The organism is Micromonospora inositola (assembly GCF_900090285.1).
GTDB lineage: Bacteria > Actinomycetota > Actinomycetes > Mycobacteriales > Micromonosporaceae > Micromonospora > Micromonospora inositola.
The window spans coordinates 3,089,302-3,105,999 of sequence record NZ_LT607754.1 but is presented as its reverse complement, the minus strand read 5'-3'; the positions used below and the strand labels follow the sequence as shown (position 1 = coordinate 3,105,999).

Annotated in this window: 10 protein-coding genes and 2 pseudogenes; 6 read left to right on the top strand and 6 right to left on the bottom strand. The window is 72.3% G+C overall.

What is annotated here, in order from left to right:
- Positions 1 to 88: 88 nt before the first annotated feature.
- Complete coding sequence (locus GA0070613_RS14880) at positions 89 to 1,576, bottom strand: catalase (protein WP_089012853.1); 1,488 nt, start codon at positions 1,574 to 1,576, stop codon at positions 89 to 91.
- Complete coding sequence (locus GA0070613_RS14875) at positions 1,573 to 1,878, bottom strand: Fur family transcriptional regulator (RefSeq protein WP_089012852.1); 306 nt, start codon at positions 1,876 to 1,878, stop codon at positions 1,573 to 1,575. Before GA0070613_RS14875 ends, GA0070613_RS14880 begins: the two co-directional genes overlap by 4 nt.
- Positions 1,879 to 2,048: 170 nt before the next feature.
- Here GA0070613_RS14875 and GA0070613_RS14870 point away from each other — a divergent pair, with 170 nt between their 5' ends.
- The 3 genes from GA0070613_RS14870 to GA0070613_RS14860 all read left to right on the top strand — a co-directional run bounded on the left by GA0070613_RS14870 (position 2,049) and on the right by GA0070613_RS14860 (position 4,238).
- Positions 2,049 to 2,645 carry a hypothetical protein gene (locus GA0070613_RS14870; protein WP_089012851.1) on the top strand — a complete coding sequence of 199 codons (597 nt, stop codon included), beginning with the start codon at positions 2,049 to 2,051 and terminating at the stop codon, positions 2,643 to 2,645.
- A 13-nt stretch (positions 2,646 to 2,658) separates the two neighbouring features.
- Positions 2,659 to 3,675 (top strand): hypothetical protein, encoded by a 1,017-nt coding sequence (locus GA0070613_RS14865; protein ID WP_089012850.1) that lies wholly within the window; start codon positions 2,659 to 2,661, stop codon positions 3,673 to 3,675.
- 191 nt (positions 3,676 to 3,866) lie between these two features.
- Complete coding sequence (locus tag GA0070613_RS14860) at positions 3,867 to 4,238, top strand: hypothetical protein (RefSeq protein WP_089012849.1); 372 nt, start codon at positions 3,867 to 3,869, stop codon at positions 4,236 to 4,238.
- Positions 4,239 to 4,389: 151 nt separating this feature from the next.
- Here the strand turns inward: GA0070613_RS14860 and GA0070613_RS14855 are convergent.
- Positions 4,390 to 4,785: pseudogene (locus tag GA0070613_RS14855) on the bottom strand (cellulose 1,4-beta-cellobiosidase); the annotation flags it as partial.
- Between the two features lie 482 nt (positions 4,786 to 5,267).
- On the opposite strand from GA0070613_RS14855, the gene GA0070613_RS14850 reads away from it, so the two are divergent.
- Both GA0070613_RS14850 and GA0070613_RS14845 read left to right on the top strand, forming a co-directional pair.
- The gene (locus GA0070613_RS14850) at positions 5,268 to 6,080 is read left to right on the top strand and encodes a hypothetical protein (RefSeq protein ID WP_089015952.1); all 813 of its coding nucleotides are present in this window, start codon (positions 5,268 to 5,270) and stop codon (positions 6,078 to 6,080) included.
- Positions 6,067 to 6,816: a class F sortase gene (locus tag GA0070613_RS14845; protein WP_089012848.1), complete on the top strand. Its 750-nt coding sequence runs from the start codon at positions 6,067 to 6,069 to the stop codon at positions 6,814 to 6,816. The genes GA0070613_RS14850 and GA0070613_RS14845 overlap by 14 nt, the downstream gene beginning before the upstream one ends.
- 69 nt (positions 6,817 to 6,885) lie before the next feature.
- Here the strand turns inward: GA0070613_RS14845 and GA0070613_RS14840 are convergent, their stop codons facing one another.
- Positions 6,886 to 11,943 carry an NAD-glutamate dehydrogenase gene (locus GA0070613_RS14840; RefSeq protein ID WP_089012847.1) on the bottom strand — a complete coding sequence of 1,686 codons (5,058 nt, stop codon included), beginning with the start codon at positions 11,941 to 11,943 and terminating at the stop codon, positions 6,886 to 6,888.
- 287 nt (positions 11,944 to 12,230) lie between these two features.
- Between GA0070613_RS14840 and GA0070613_RS14835 the strand changes: the two genes are divergently transcribed.
- The gene (locus GA0070613_RS14835; RefSeq protein WP_089012846.1) at positions 12,231 to 14,198 is read left to right on the top strand and encodes a penicillin-binding transpeptidase domain-containing protein; all 1,968 of its coding nucleotides are present in this window, start codon (positions 12,231 to 12,233) and stop codon (positions 14,196 to 14,198) included.
- Positions 14,199 to 14,600: 402 nt separating this feature from the next.
- On the opposite strand, the pseudogene GA0070613_RS14830 reads toward GA0070613_RS14835, so the two are convergent.
- Positions 14,601 to 15,546, bottom strand: a pseudogene (locus tag GA0070613_RS14830) (arginase family protein); the annotation flags it as partial.
- Between the two features lie 67 nt (positions 15,547 to 15,613).
- Positions 15,614 to 16,534: a tetratricopeptide repeat protein gene (locus tag GA0070613_RS14825; RefSeq protein WP_089012845.1), complete on the bottom strand. Its 921-nt coding sequence runs from the start codon at positions 16,532 to 16,534 to the stop codon at positions 15,614 to 15,616.
- Positions 16,535 to 16,698 lie beyond the last annotated feature (164 nt).

Below are 16,698 nucleotides of genomic sequence, written 5' to 3'. Positions count from 1 at the left end.
CTACGGTCCGGGATGTTCCGCTGTGGACGCCGTTCGCGGCGAGCGCCCCGCCGGACGGACCGGCGGGGCGCTCGTGGCCAGCGCGGGATCAGGCGGAGACGGAGATGCCGAGGCCCTCGGCGACCCGGCGGCCGTACTCCTCGTCGCACTGGCTGAAGTGCCAGACCATCTTCTCCTGGATGTGCTTGTCGCACTGGGCCAGCAGGGTGGTCAGGTTGAGGATCAGGTCGTCCCGCTCCCAGTCGGCCATCTCGCGGTAGCGCCGGCCGGCCTGGGCATAGTTGCTCTGCCGCTCGATCGGCGCCTTCATGATCTGGCCGGAGACGAACGGACGGTACTCCCGGTAGGAGTCGTCCGCCTCCGCCAGACCGGCCACTGAGGACGGCTCGAAGTTGATGTGCGGGTTGCCGCCGCGGTTGTCCACCCCGTACGACATCTGGCCGCCACCCTGGTTGGTGCTGACCAGCACGTCCTCCCGCGGCCGGTTGATCGGCAGCTGGAGGTAGTTCGGGCCGACCCGGTAGCGCTGGGTGTCCGAGTAGGAGAAGGTCCGGCCGACCAGCATCTTGTCGTCGGAGAAGTCGATGCCGTCGATCAGCACGCCGGTGCCGAAGGCGATCTGCTCGTTCTCGTTGTGGTGGTCGGTGATGTTGCGGTTGAGCGTCATCATGCCGACCGGCAGGTACGGGAACTGCTCCTCCGGCCAGATCTTGGTGTCGTCGAGCGGGTCGAAGTCCAGCTCCGGGTGCTCGTCGTCGCTCACGATCTGGACGTTCAGCTCCCACTGCGGGAACTCGCCACGCTCGATCGCCTCGTAGAGGTCCTTGGAGGCGTGGCCCAGCTCGGTGGCCTGGATGGCGTCCGCCTCGGCCTGGGTCAGGTTGTGCTCGCCCTGCTGGGTCAGCCAGTGGAACTTGACCAGCACGCCCTCGCCCTCGGCGTTGACGAGGCGGTACGTGTTCACGCCCGAACCGCGCATGGTGCGGTAGTTCTTCGGGATGCCGTACGGGGAGAAGAGCCAGGTGAGCATGTGCATCGACTCGGGCGTGTTCGACATGAAGTCGAAGATCCGGTTCGGCTCCTGGCGGAAGGTCACCGGGTCCGGCTTCAGCGAGTGGATCACGTCCGGGAACTTGATCGCGTCACGGATGAAGAAGACCTGGAGGTTGTTGCCCACCATGTCCCAGTTGCCGTCCTCGGTGCGGAACTTCACCGCGAAGCCGCGGGGGTCGCGGGCGGCCTCGGAGGAGTCCCGACCGCCGATGACGGTGGAGAACCGGATGGTCACCGGGGTCTTCCGGCCCTTGGTCTGGAAGAGCTTCGCCCGGGTGTACTTCGCCGCCGGCTGGTCGCCGATCGTCCCGTACGCCTCGAACTCGCCGTGCGCCACGAAGCCGCGGGCGTGCACCACCCGCTCCGGGATGCGCTCCCGGTCGAAGTGGCTGATCTTCTCCAGGAAGTGGTAGTTCTCCAGCGTCGCCGGGCCGCGTGAGCCGACCGTCCGCTGCTGCTGGTTGTTGTGGACCGGGTGGCCCTGACGGGTGGTGAGGATCGGCTTGCCGGCCTGGTCGCTCATCGCTCTCCTCCTGATCGGTGCTGGCAGTCGGGGCAGCGGCCCCAGTACGTGACCTCGGCGATCTCCACCGCGAAGGTGGCCGCCGAGGGGTCGAGGCAGGGCCCGGGGGCCCGGCCACGGTCGGTGTCGGCGATCGACCCGCAGTCCCGGCAGACGAGGTGGTCGTGGCCGTGGCCGCACAGCTCGGACCGGGCGGGGCCGCCGGCCGGGGCGATCCGGCGCAGCAGTCCCGCGCCGGTCAGGGCGTGCAGGACGTCGTAGACGGTCCGGCCGGAACGTTCGGCGTCGGTCTCGACCGGCATCACCCCACCCAAGCGCGTTTTCTGGAACGAGTCAAGTTTTCGCGGCGGGTCGTCGTGTGGGTCTTGGCATGCCGGGCCGGGAACCGGACGCGCAATCGACCAGGAAAGTGCGGCCGATCGGGATTGGCGATCAGTGGGCGGAGGGAATACCAGCGGGCGAAGGAGGAGCCATGTCGCCCACGCAGGTAGTCGTCATAGTCATCGTCCTGTTGGTGCTCGCGGCGCTGGCCGCGGTCGCCGTGGTGGCGGCCCGCCGCCGCTCGCTCAGGCAGCGCTTCGGCCCCGAGTACGACCGGATGGTCGCCGAGCGGGACAGCCGCGGCGCGGCCGAGCGTGAGCTGCGGGAGCGGGAGCGCCGGCACGCCGAACTCGAACTCACCCCGCTGGACCCCGAATCCCGGGCCCGGTACGCCGCCGCCTGGGAGGAACTCCAGGTCCGCTTCGTCGACTCCCCCGCCGAGACCGTCGGCGAGGCCGATGAGCTGGTCAGCCGGCTGATCGCCGAGCGGGGGTACCCCACCGGGGACTTCTCTGACCAGATCGCCCATCTCTCCGTCGAGCACGCCCGCACCCTGACCCACTACCGGGACGCCCACGAGATCCGGCTGCGCACCGAGCGCGGCGAGACCAGCACCGAGGAGCTCCGCCAAGCGGTCGTGCACTACCGGGCCCTCTTCGCCGATCTGCTCGGCGAGGACCCGGTCGGGCTCCAGCCGCCGACGCAGCGCCGCCCCGACCACCCGCACGACGACGCCACGAGCCGCTGAGGAGGCCACCACCATGCGCCAGGAAGAGCAGCAGGCCACGAACGAGCACCCCGAGGCCATCCGGTCCGCTCCCGTGCCGGTGCCATCGCCGGCCGACGGTTCCGGCGACGACGGCGCCCGGCACGACCGGGCCGACGTAACCGAGGACGCGCTGGACGACCGGGGCACCTTCGACGACCCCGCCGTGGTCGACGACCGCCCCGACGACCGGGACGAGACGCTGACCGGCGACCGCCGGGACGCCGCGAACCTGGACGAGACCCGCCCGTACGACCTGCGGGACGCCCGGGACGCGGAGGGCGAGGCGGCCGACACCGACCGGGACGGCCGCCCCGAGTTCCACGAGCCGGCGCCGCTGCCCACCACGTTCGGCGCGACCACGGTCGGCGACGCGGTGGCCGCCTCGGCCATGGCCAGCGGCCGGCCGGAGGACGAGCGGGACCCGCGCGGCGAGGACACCGCCCGGCCGGGCGACGGCGCCCCGGGGCGGACTGACGCGTTCGACGACGAGCGGGCCGACCCGACGGCCGGCGACCGGCTGCACGACCCCGACCGGTGGGCTGCCGCACAGCCGGGCGACCGGGACGACGCGGTGGCCGCCGGCGCGGCCGGCTACGGCCGCGCCGAGCCGACGATGGTCGACCCGGACGCCAGCACTGCGGCGGCCGGGGCCGGGACGGCCGGCGCCGCCGCCGGGGCGGCCCTGGCCGGGGCGGCCCTGGCCGGGGCGGCCCGGCCGACCCCGGGCGCGGTGCCGGCGGATGCGGCCACGCTCTTCGAGCCGGAAACCGCCCAGGGCTTCCGGGACCGCTGGCGGGACGTCCAGCTCCGCTTCGTGGACGACCCGCGGGCCGCGGTCGGCGAGGCGCAGTCGCTGGTCGAGGAGGCGATCGAGGCGCTCTCCACCGCGCTGCGCGCGCAGAAGACCAAGCTGGGCGGCTGGCAGGATTCCGGCTCGGCCGACACCGAGCAGCTCCGGATCGCCGTACGCGGCTACCGGGACTTCCTGGACCGCGTCCTCGGTCGCTGACCGGTACCCGTGGCGCCCCGGCCGGTCACCGGCCGGGGCGCCGGCCTGCTGATGCTCCTGTGGCAGTGGCTGCGGCCGGTCGAGCCGCCGACCACCGAGGAGGGCCGGCAGGTCTGACCCTGCCGGCATGGCCCGGTCCGGACGGGGTACGCGAGACGAGGGAACGCGTCTGGGGACAGGAGGGCAGCAGCATGACCGATCGGGACCGACCGCTGGAGGAGCGCCCGGAGGTGGCCGCCGCGGTGGACGACGAGAGCACCGTGCCGCAGTTGACCGGCGGGGGCGGCCCGGACCGGGACACCCCGGTCTTCGCCGAGCCGGGCAGCGGACCGTCCGGGGCGACCGAGGACCTGCTCGGCGATCCGTACGCGGCGGGCACCGGGGCCACCGGGACCGGCACCGGCGCGGGTGGCGACAACATCCGCACCGGTGCAGAGCAGCCGTGGGAGCCGGAGGACCTGGTGATGGCCCGGGGCCAGGACCTCACCCCGGAGAACCTGGAGCGGGCCCGCCGGGACCTGGCCGAGCTGGGCCGGGCGGCAATCGAGAAGACCGTCCCCTGAGCACGTCCCCGGGCGTCGGGACGAGTCGACCCGGGCGGAAACCCACGGCGGGGGCTCCTGGTCCGACCGGTGGACGGTCGGACCAGGGGCCCGGGGGAATCTGCCGCGGCGGTGCCTCCCTCCCGCCGCGACGGCTGGGCCTACCTGTTGCTCAGGAGTGCGGCGGGTAGGCGTTCCTCATGAGCTCCTGGAACTGCGCGGAGCACCAGGCACCGGAGATCGGCGCGTTCGGCAGGGCGCCGCTCATGCTGTTGGCCGTTGCGGGCGTTGCCGGTGTAGGTCGGGTCGCACATCCGGTCGAAGCCCTTGCCCTCGTCCCAGTTGCCGGCGTGGATCCGCCGGTCGATCCGACCACCGTTGACGTAGGCGTCCACGCTGGTCGTCGCGCCCGGGCCGGTGGGCCGGGCGGTGCCGCAGCCGTTGCGGGAGGTGTCGATCAGCATGCCGATGTTGCTGTCGAAACCGACCGAGACCAGCTCGCTGCGGAACGCCTGGGGAACGAGAGCTAGTCGACGTACTGGTTCCAGTCGATCCACGCGGACTGCCTTCGCCAGGGCGTAACCCGACCCCGTTGACGTACGCGCCGTTGGCCTTGACCGCGTCGCACATGGCGGTCCCGCCCGGCTAGCCCCGAGGTGTTGGTCACCAGGTTGGGCAGTGGGTCGCTTGCATGGGAGCGCTTCCACGGCAAGGTTCGATGCCCTGATCGCCGTAACCGTAAGGGGCGAACCACCTTGCGGGGACGGGGCGGCGCAGCAGGGCCGGATCGCCGCAGGTCCACCGAGCGGGGCAGGGTCCGGCGGAGGGGGAACCTCCGGGCCCACTGGGGCCGCAGCCGCCCAGGTGGCATGGAAGGCCGCCCCGCCCCCCTAATCCCAGCATAAAGCCGCTTAGCACTCCTATGCCCCGTACCGCCAATAGACTTTAGAACATGAATCTTTCCCCTGATAGTTCGCGAAACGGTCTAACGTCGGTCGTAGCTCGGCTCTCGTCGGGCTCAGGACAAACAGGGATGGAGTGACGCAGGTCATGGGAAAGAAGATGCTCGGGAAGGTCGTTGCGGGAGCCGCTCTCGGCGGCGCGTCCCTGCTGCTGTTCTCGCCCGGGGCGGCGTACGCGGCCGGACACGCGTACACGGGCAACGTCGTCGCCAAGCCGCAGGTCAGTCTTCTTGAGTTCTGCCCTGGGGACCACGGGGACTGGGACCGCAAGGACTGGGACCGCAAGGACTGGGACCGCAAGGACGAGGACCGCAAGGACCACGACGGCAAGGACCGCGACCGCAAGGACGAGGACCGCAAGGACGAGAACAACAAGCACGACGACGGCAAGGACGACAACCGCAAGGACGAGAACAACAAGCACGACGACGGCAAGGACGACAACCGCAAGGACGAGAACAACAAGCACGACGACGGCAAGGACGACAACCGCAAGGACGAGGACCGCAAGGACTGGAACGGTAACTCTGACCAGACCTGGCAGCCGGGGTCCGACGGCCAGGGCGGGGGCATGGCCGACGACCAGTCGGACGAGGACCGCAACAACCGCGACAACAAGGACCACGACGGCAAGGACCGCGACCGCAAGGACGAGAACAACAAGCACGACGACGGCAAGGACCGCGACCGCAAGGACGAGAACAACAAGGACCAGGACCGTCGGGACCACGACGACCGGGACCGCTGCATGCCGCGTGGCCACGTCGACGGGGGTGACGGTGGCATGACCACCACCAGCGTCGACCGCGGCATGGCCGCCAGCGGGGTGGGCGTGATCGGCGCCGCCGCCCTGGGTGGCATGGTCCTGCTGCGTCGGCGTCGGGCCAATGACCTCGGCTGACACGACGGCGACACCGGCCGGCGGCCGTCACGGGAGACCGTGGCGCGCCGCCGGCGTGGCCGTCGTCGTCCTCCTCGCCATGGTGGGTGCCGGCATGATCGGCGCGTCGGTGCGGACCGTGCCGCCGCCCCGCCCGCCCCAGCCGCTGGCCCAGGCCGGGCCGGGCGACGCGACCACCGCCGCCCCCGCGACCGTCGGCGGCGCCCAGGTCGCCGACCAGGCCTCCGCCACCGAGCAGGCGCCGGACGCGCCGGACCCGGACCTCGCCCCCGTCGGCCTGGACCGGTCGAACCCGACGACCATCTCGATTCCCCGTATCGGGGTGGACGCCGAGATCATGACGCTCGGCACCAACCCCGACGGCACCGTCCAGGTGCCCCCGCTGGACCAGGCCCAGAAGGCCGGCTGGTATGCCCCCGGCGCCAGCCCCGGCGAGGTCGGCAACGCCGTCATCGTCGGCCACGTCGACTCGGCCAAGCTCGGGCCGGCCGTCTTCTTCAGCCTCGGCTCGCTCCGGCAGGGGGACACCATCACGGTCGCCCGCGAGGACGGTCGGAGCGTCACCTTCACCGTCGACGAGGTGAAGTCGTACCCGAAGACGGCGTTCCCGACCGAGCTGGTCTACGGCCCCAGCGACAAGCCGAGTCTGCGGGTGGTGACCTGCGGCGGGGCGTTCGATCAGAGCGCCCGCAGCTACCTGGACAACGTCATCGTCCTCGCCACCATGACGCAGTGACGTGAAACGCCAGGGCGCGGCCCGGCGGTCGGGTGACCGACCGCCGGGCCGCGCCGGCGTCCGTGCGGGTCAGGCCGCGGCCGAGGTCCGCACCAGGGTACGGATCTGCCGCAGCAGCACCGACAGGGCGGACAGGTCGGCCCGGGACTCGTCGAACTCCCCCATCGCCCGGTGCGCCCGGTGGATCGAGGTGGCGTTCGCCTGCTCCCACTCCTGCACCCGCTCGACCGGCGGGAGGCTGTCCGGGGTGGACCCGAGGACCTCCGCGGTGAGCGCGGCCAGCGCGGCGTACAGGTCGTAGCGCAGCGCCATCCGGGCCAACGTCTGCCAGCGGTCCTCGCGCGGCAGCAGCGAGATCTTCGACAGCAGGGCGTCCACCCGGAACCGGTCGGAGAGGACGAAGTAGACCGAGGCCACCTCACCCACGTCCCGGCCGGTGGACCGGGCGGTCTCCACCACGTCGAGCAGGCCGAAGCTGTACATCAGCCGGGTGGCCTGCTCGGCCAGCTCGCGCGGCAGCCCGCTGGAGGTCAGCGAGTCGATGTGCGCCGCGATGGCCTCGCGCTCGCTGCCGTAGAAGAGGTTCTCCAGGCCGGGCAGCAGCCGGGCGATTCCGTCCCGCAGCCGGGCGATCTCCGCCGGCACGTCGATCGGCGAGCGCCGGTTGGTGACCAGCCAGCGCACCGCCCGGTCGAGCAGCCGCCGGGTGTCCAGGTAGACGTTGGTCTGCAACTCGGGCGAGACCTTGTTGTCCAGCGCCTCCACCGCGTCCCACAGCTCACGCAGCCCGAACACCTCGCGCACCACCACGTACGCCCGGAGCACGTCCGCCGCCGAGGCGGCCGTCTCCTCGACGACCCGGAACACGAACGAGATGCCGCCCCGGTTGATCGCCTCGTTGACCAGCACGGTGGTGACGATGTCCCGATGCAGCCGGTGCCGGCCCATCCGGTCGGCGAACCGCTCCCGGAGCGGCGTCGGGAAGTAGTTGACCAGGACGTCGGTCGTCCACTCCTCGTCGGCCAGCCCATCGGCCACGATCTCGCGTTCCAGCACGATCTTGACGTACGCCAACAGCACCGCGAACTCCGGCGCGGTCAGCCCGGACTCGGTGCGGACCGCCAGCTCCTCGTCCGGCGGGAGCGCCTCCAGCGCCCGGTCGAGCTGGCCGGACCGCTCCAGCTCGTTGAGCATCCGCCGGTGCACCGGGAGCAGCGAGGCGGCCTGGGCCTGGGCGTTGTTGATCGCCCGGGCCTGGTCGTAGTTGTCCCGCAGCACCAGCTCGGCGACCTCGTCGGTCATCTCGGCGAGCAGTCCGTCCCGCTCGTCCATGGTCAGCTCGCCGTCGGCGACCGCCGTGTTGAGCAGGATCTTGATGTTCACCTCGTGGTCCGAGGTGTCCACCCCGGCCGCGTTGTCGATGAAGTCGGTGTAGATCCGACCGCCGGCCTGCGCGTACTCGATCCGGCCGAGCTGGGTCCACCCCAGGTTGCCGCCCTCGCCGGCCACCCGGCAGCGCAGGTTCTTGCCGTCCACCCGGATGGCGTCGTTGGACTTGTCCCCGACCTCGGCGTTGGTCTGGCTCGCCGCCTTCACGTAGGTGCCGATGCCGCCGTTCCAGAACAGGTCGACCGGCGCCGTGAGGATGGCTTTCATCAGCTCCTGCGGCGACAGCTGGGTGACGTCGTCGTCGAGGCCGAGCACCGCGCGGACCTGCGGGCTGACCGGGATCGACTTGGCGGACCGCGAATACACCCCACCCCCAGCCGAGATCAGCTCCGGGTTGTAGTCCTCCCACGAGGACCGGGGCAGGTCGAACAGCCGCTTCCGCTCGGCGTACGAGGTCGCGGCGTCCGGATCCGGGTCGAGGAAGATGTGCCGGTGGTCGAAGGCGGCCACCAGCCGGATGTGCTCCGACAGCAGCATCCCGTTGCCGAACACGTCGCCGGACATGTCGCCGACGCCGACCACGGTGAAGTCCTCGGTCTGGGTGTCGTGGCCCAGCTCGCGGAAGTGCCGCTTCACCGACTCCCAGGCGCCCCGGGCGGTGATGCCCATCTTCTTGTGGTCATATCCGGCAGAGCCGCCGGAGGCGAACGCGTCGCCCAGCCAGAAGTTGTGCGCGGTGGAGATCTCGTTGGCGATGTCGGAGAAGGTCGCGGTGCCCTTGTCCGCCGCCACCACCAGGTACGGGTCATCGGCATCCTGCCGGACCACATCGTCGGGCGGGACGATCTCGCCGCCGACGATGTTGTCGGTGACGTCCAGCATCGCGCCGACGAACTCCTTGTAGCAGACCACCGCCTCGTCCCGGTCGCCCGGCTTCTGCTTGAGCACGAAGCCGCCCTTGGCGCCCACCGGCACGATCACGGTGTTCTTCACCATCTGCGCCTTGACCAGGCCCAGCACCTCGGTGCGGAAGTCCTCCCGCCGGTCGGACCAGCGCAGCCCGCCCCGGGCCACCGGCCCGAACCGCAGGTGCACGCCCTCGAAGCGCGGCGAGTAGACGAAGATCTCGAACTTCGGCCGCGGCGCCGGCAGGTCCGGAATGGCCTGTGGGTCCAGCTTGAACGCCACGTACGACTTGGGCCGCCCGCCGGCCGGCCGCTGGTAGAAGCTGGTCCGCAGGGTGGCCCGGATCAGCGTCAGGTACGACCGCAGGATCCGGTCCTGGTCGAGGCTCGCCACGTCGTCCAGCGCCGCGCCGAGCGCGGTGACCAGCTCGTCGCTGCGCTGCCGCCGCTCGTCCAGCGTGGTCGCACCGGGGGCGAACCGGGCCTCGAAGAGCTCGACCAGCAGCCCCGCGATCCGCGGGTACGCGATGAAGGTCTGCTCCATGTACTCCTGGGAGAAGACGGTGCCGGCCTGGCGCAGGTACTTCGCGTACGCCCGCAGCACCACCACCTGCCGCCAGGTGAGCCCGGCCCGGAGCACCAGCTCGTTGAAGCCGTCCACCTCGGCCTCGCCCCGCCACGCCGCCGCGAAGGCGTTCTCCACGTGCGGGCGGACCTCGGCCAGTTCCTCGTGCGCCTCCGGCAGGCGGAGCCCGAAGTCGTAGAGGAAAACCCGACCGTCGATCCGGTCCACCTCGTACGGGTGCTCGTCGACCACCCGGACGCCGAGCGAGTGCAGCACCGGCAGCACGGCGGAGAGCATCATCGGCTCGCCGTACCGGTAGACCTTGAACCGGACGTCCATCGTCTCGTCGACGTCCGCGCTCGGCCGGTCCGGCCGCGGCGCGAGCTGCTTGCGGAACAGGTGCATCTCGAGCTGGCCGGGCTCCTCCAGCAGCTCCAGCTTGGCCAGGTCCTTCATCGCCTCGTACGGCGTGTGCCCGTCCTTGTAGCCCTCCGGGAACGCGTCGGCGTACCGGCTGAACAGGTGCTTGGCCTGCTCGTCGCCGAGCTTGCGCTCCAGCACCAGCCGGTAGTCGTCGTCCCAGAGCCGGGTCGCGTCGGCCAGCTCCTCGGCGAGCAGGTCGGCGTCGAATTCGCCGGGCGGGTTGGTCGGGTCGGTCCGGACGATGAAGTGCAACCGGGCCAGCATCGACTCGGTGACCCGGGTGGTGTAGTCCACCCCGACGCCGTTCAGCTCGCGGAGCAGGATGTCCTGCATGCGCAGGCGGTTCTGGGTGGTGAACCGGTCCCGGGGCAGGTAGATCAGGCAGGAGATGAACCGCCCGTACGCGTCCCGGCGCAGGAAGACCCGCAGCTGCCGGCGACCGGCCATCCGCAGCACGCCGATCACCGCGTGGTACAGGTCGTCGGTCTTGATCTGGAACAGCTCGTCGCGCGGGTAGGTCTCCAGGATCTGCAGCAGGTCCTTGCCGGAGTGGCTGCGCTGGCTCAGCCCGGAGCGGTCGAGCACCTCGGCGACCTTGCGGCGGACCACCGGCAGCTCGCGCACGCTGGTCCGGTACGCCGCGGTGGAGAAGAGACCCAGGAAGCGCCGCTCCCCGACCACCTCGCCGGCGTCGTTGAAGATCTTGAAACCGATGTAGTCGAGGTAGGCCGAGCGGTGCACGGTGGCCCGCGAGTTGGCCTTGGTGATGATCAGCAGGCGCTTCTCGAGCACCTTCTCGTGCGCCTCGGGTGTCATCGACGACAGCGCCCGGGCCTCCGGCGAGTCGGAGCGGAGGATCCCCAGCCCGGTCCCGAGCAGGGCCTCCAGCGCCTGCCCGCCCTCCCCGCCGTCGGTGTCGACCAGCCGGTACTCGCGGTACCCGAGGAAGGTGAAGTGGTCGTGCGCCAACCAGCGCAGCAGCTCGACCGAGTCGGTGATGTCCTTCTCCGGCACCGGCGGCCGGTTGTCCGAGGTCCGCGCGGCGGCCAACTCGTCGGCGAGCGCGAGGGCCCGCTGCCGCATCTTGGGCCAGTCCTCCACGGCCTCACGAACGTCGGTGAGCACCCGCTGCAGCTCCCGGCGGAGCTTCTCCCGCTCGGCCGCGTCACGCACCGGGTCGATCTCGATCCGCATCCAGCTCTCGACCAGGTCGCCGGCGATCGCATCGTCCGGCTCGACGTCGGCCGACACCTCGGTCAACCGGCCCAGCGGCTCCCGACGGACCACCACCAGGGGGTGGACCAGCAGGTGCACATCGAGGTGGTGCGAGTTGAGCAGGGCGGTCACCGAGTCGACCAGGAACGGCATGTCGTCGGTGACGATCTCGATCACCGTGTGGTGCTGCTCGGCGTCCGGCTCGTGGATGCGCAGCTTCAGCTCGCCGGGAACCCGCTGCTGGGCCAGGTCCCGGTGCGCCCGGGCCGCGTCGAGCATCTCCTCGGCCGTGAAGCCGATCAGCTCCTCGTCCGGCGCGAACCGCCAGAAACGGCCGACCAGGGTCGCCGCGTCGTGGTCGTCACCGGCCCGCGCCACCGCCTGGGCCACCAGGCGCTCCGCGTTCGGTACCGGTTCGTCGAGCTCGGCGTCCTCCACGTCGTCGCCCAGCGCCTGCGCCGGCAGGCCCAGGTCGTAAAGGGTGTCGACGCTCGAACCGGTCATCCCGGTCGCTCCCGTGTCGAGGCGGCCCAAACCATCCCCGTCGGTCGCCGAATCGAAGCTGTCGTCCCGGCCGGTGTCAGCCTGCCGGAGGTCGGGTCCCGGTTTGATCGCCGGACGCCGGTCCATCGGTGCCACTCCCCTCGACCCACCGCGTTGTGGGTCACTCTCCGCCCAGCCTAGGCCCTACCGGTCTGCCCCTTCGTCGGCGGACCACCGGCCGGACGTCCGGATCGGGACTCTGTCCTTTCACCCGTTGCGGGTACGTGGTCGGCCGGTCGCGGAGTACCCCGGCTCGCGATGTTCATCACACTGTCACAGTCCCCTCTTTCCGCACGTCGGAGCGGTGGCGGGGCGGTGGGGAAGCGCGGGCCGTACTAGCGTGCAGGGCAGTTTCGGACCGGAGGGACAGCTTCATGCTCGTGTCGTACCCCGTTCGTCGTCGCCGATCCCAGCTCCGGCCGATCTTCACCGCGGTGACCGCGGCCGTGCTCGCCGCCGGCGCGCTGGCCGGGTGCTCGACGGAGGACGGCCCCGAGCGCAGCGTCGACGCGTTCCTGGCCGGCTGGCGCTCCGGCGACCTGCACACGGTCGGCTTCATCGACGCGACCGGCGCCCGGATGCCGGCGGCCGAGGTGACCAAGGAGATCCGGGCGCTCTCCGGGGAGCTGGTGGACACCCCGCCGGCGCTGAAGCGCAAGGGCGACGCCAAGATCACCGCGGACACCGCGACCGCCCAGGTGGAGGTCGCCTGGACGCTGCCGGGGCAGACCCGCTGGGCGTACGACCGGCCGGTCCGCCTCAAGCGCGGCGGCGACAACCAGTGGCAGGTGATCTGGGAGCCGGCGCTGGTGCAGGAGCAGCTGGAGGAGGGCGACCGGCTGGCGCTTCGCCGGCAGGCCGCGCCCCGGGCCGGGATGCTGGACGCCGCCGGCGACCCGATCGTCGCGCCCCGCCCGGTGGTCCGGGTCGGGCTGCAGCCGAGCGAGGTCACCGACGTGAAGGCGCTCAACCGGCAGCTCGACGCCGCGTTCAAGGCGATCCGGCCGGCGCTCACCCCGCCGGTCGACCTGTCCGACCTGCCCAAACGGCTCGCCGAGGCCGATCCCGGAGCCTTCGTCGAGGTGGTGACGCTGCGCGACGAGGCGTACCGGCAGATCCGCCCGCGGATCCATGACCTGCCCGGCACCAAGTTCCAGGCCGAGAACCTCGACCTGGCGCCGACCCGGGAGTTCGCCCGTGCGCTGCTCGGCTCGGTCGACCCGGCACAGGCCGACGACCTGAAGGCGCACCCCGACCGGTACGTCGCCGGCGACCTGGTCGGCCACGGCGGCCTCCAGGGCCGGTACGACGACCGCCTGCGTGGGGTTCCCGGGCTCACCGTCGTCACCGAGCGACCCAAGCCCGGAGAGCCGGGGATGACGACCGGGGCCGAGGTGTTCCGCAGCGAGCCGAAGGCCGGCCAGCCGTTGAAGACCACCATCGGCGTTACCACCCAGAACGCCGCCGACGCGGCGCTGCGCGGGGAGAAGCGCCGGTCCGCCCTGGTGGCGGTACGGATCAGCGACGGCGCGGTGCTCGCCGCCGCCAACGGACCCGGCCCGGCCGGGGAGAACCTCGCCTTCACCGCTCAGGTGCCGCCCGGCTCGACGTTCAAGACGGTCAGCGCGCTCGCCCTGCTGGACAAGGGCGCGGTGACCCCGGAGGCGACGGTCGCCTGCCCGAAGGCGTTCGTGGTGGACGGGCGGCCGTTCAAGAACTCGGACAACTTCGAGCTCGGGTCAGTGCCGTTCAGCACCGACTTCGCGAAGTCCTGCAACACCGCCTTCACCTCGCTGGCCCCCAAGCTCGGCCCGGACGGGCTCGCCGCCGCCGGCCGTACCCTCGGCTTGGAGGCGAAGTGGGACCTCGGCGCCGACGTCTTCACCGGCACGGTCTCCACCGGCGGCTCCGCCACCGAGCAGGCCGCCGCGGCGATCGGCCAGGGCACCACCGTGGTCAGCCCGCTCGCGATGGCCGGCGCCACCGCCGCCGTGGCCCGGGGTCAGTGGGAGCAGCCGAAGCTCGTGCTCGACCCGGCGCCGCGGCAGCCCGCCCCGCCGGGTCCGGCCCTCAAGGCGGAGTCCGTCGCGGCGCTGAAGACGATGATGCGCGCGGTGGTCACCGCCGGCACGGCCAGCGCGCTGCGGGACGTCCCCGGCGAGCCGGTGTACGGCAAGACCGGCACCGCCGAGTACGACAACAACCCGGCGCACACCCACGCCTGGTTCGTCGGCTGGCAGGGCGACGTCGCGTTCGCGGTCTTCGTCGAGCAGGGCGGGTCGAGCACGGACAGCGCGGTGCCGATCAGCGAGCGCTTCCTCCGCGCCCTCGCCGCCCGCTGACCGCCGGACGCGGGACCGGTCAGGCGATGCCGGCGCTGGGTCCGGGGGAATCGTCGTCGCCCGGCTCGGGCGTGGCCCCCACCTCCGGCGGCGACGTCCGGCGCAGCAGCGCGGGGCCGGCCGAGGCGGGCGGCCCCACCGGCTCCCGGCCCGCGAGGCTCTCCTCCTCGGGCGCGGCGACGCGACGCAGCAGCCCGGGTCCCGCCGACGCCCGGGACCCCAGCGGCTCCGGACCATCCGGCTGGGCCGGCGCGGCGGCCTCCACCGGCGTGGCGTCCTCGACGACCGGACCGATCGGCTCGACCGCAACCGCCGGGGCCGGCGTGACCAGGGGCGCCGGTGCCGCCAGCCCGCTCGGCTGGGGTCGCCCGTTGCCCCGCCTCGGGGACGGTGGCGCCGGGGTGGCCGGCAGCAGCCGCGGCGGCATGGCGGCCGGCGCGGAGACCGGCGCCAATCCGGACACCACGGTGTTGACGATCTCGGCCGCGTACGAGCCGTCGGGGTCGTAGTCGGGGTCGAAGACGGTCAGCTCGACGCCGAGGCAGTGCGGGGTGTCGACCAGGCCGGCGAGCAGGATCTCCAGCTCGGCGAAGGCGATCCCGCCGGGGTCCGGCGCGTCCACCGCTGGCATCACCGCCGGATCGAGCACGTCCACGTCGATGTGCACCCAGTAGCCGGCGCAGTCGGCGAGCTGCTCGTGCGCCCACTGCGCGGTCCGCGCGGCGCCCTCGGCGCGCAGCGCCGGCACCGGCCGGGTGGTGATCCCGGCGGCCTGCAGGTCCAGACGGTATTCGTCCTGCGCCCGGACGCCGAGGACCACCACGTCGATGTCCCGGAAGTACGGGCGGCGTCCCTCGATGGCGGCCAGGTCGGCCTGCCCCCGGCCGGTGACCAGGGCGAGGTCCTCCCCCGCCGCCGCGCCGACGTAGGAGGCGTTGCCGGGGTGCCGGAAGTCGGAGTGGCCGTCCACGAAGACCAGCCCGATCCGGCCGCCGACCGCCTCGCCGAGCCGGTGCATGGCCAGCGCGGAGCCGAGCAGCACCGAGCAGTCCCCGCCGAGCACCAGCGGGAACTCGCCGCGGTCGATGATCGCGCCGATCCGGTCGGCGAGTGTCACCGAGTATCCGGAGATCTCCGGGGCGTGGCAGACGCCGTCGCCGGGGCGCCAGTCACCGGGGTCGTACCGGGGCGGGGTGAGACAGCCGGCGTCCCGGGCCCGCAGCCGGGCGAGCAGGCCGTGGTCACGCAGCGCGCCGGGCGCCTTGGCGCAGCCGGGGACGGAGGTGGCGGTGGGTGGGCGCAGCCCCAGGTTGGTCGGCGCGTCGAGGACGGCGATCCGGCGCATCATGGGGCTCCCGTCCTCGATGGTCGGGCGGGCCGGCCGGAACGCCGGCCCGCGCTGGCGTGCTGTGAACTCAGAACAGTGCGCTGGCCAGGGCCCGGCGGGCCGAGGCCACGGCGGGGTCCTCCGGGCCGGCGATGGTGAAGAGGCTGACCAGGTGCTGGCGTACCTTCTCCCGGTCGTCGCCGGCGGTCCGGCGGACCAGGCCGACCAGTCGCCGGTAGGCCTGCTCGGCCAGGCCGCTGAGCACCTCGATGTCGGCGGCGAGGAGCTGAGCCTCGACATCGTCGGGGGCGCCCTCGGCGGCGGTGAGCGCGGCCTGCGGGTCGGCGCCGGCGACCCGGCGGGCCAGCCCGACCTGGGCCAGCCCGGCCTCGGCCGCGGCGTCCGCCGGGGACTCGGCCAGGATCTTCCGGTACGCCCGCTCGGCGGCGTCCAGGTCGCCGCTCATCAGCGCGTCGTCGGCCTCGTCGAGGCGGGGGTCCTCCGGCTCGGCCACGTCGACGCCGCCGGCCTTGAGCACGGCGGAGATCCACTGCCGGAGCTGGGCCTCCGGCACCACCCCGGAGAAGGCGTCGATCGGCTGCCCGCCGACCACCGCGTAGACCATCGGGATGCCCTGCACCCGGAACATCTGGGCGATCCGGGGGTTGGCGTCCACGTCCACCTTGGCCAGCACCCACGCGCCGTTGCCCTCGGCGGCCAGCCGTTCGAGCACCGGGGAGAGCTGCTTGCACGGCTCGCACCACTCGGCCCAGAAGTCCACCACCACGGGGGTGCTGAGCGAACGCTCCAGCACCTCCGACTGGAAGGTCGCCTCGGTCACGTCTATCACGAACACCCCGCCGCCGCCGGCGGGAGCGCCCGGAAGGCCGGTGGGCGGCCCGGACTGGGCCGGTGTGGCGGGACGGGCGGGGGCTGGTGTGCCGCGCAGCGCGCTGAGGTCGACCGCGCCGCGGGTGAAGATCGACGAGGTGATCCGTGGGTCGCTCATGGTTATCTAGTCTCGCACGGCCCCCGCCGAACTCAGATCCACCGCGACGGCGACAGTTGCGGTTCTCACCCTGCTCACCGCCCCTCCCACCGCCACCCCCGCCACCCCTCCGCGATCTTGCACTTTCCGCCCCGGCAAATGCGACAGATGCGGCATCAGGAGGG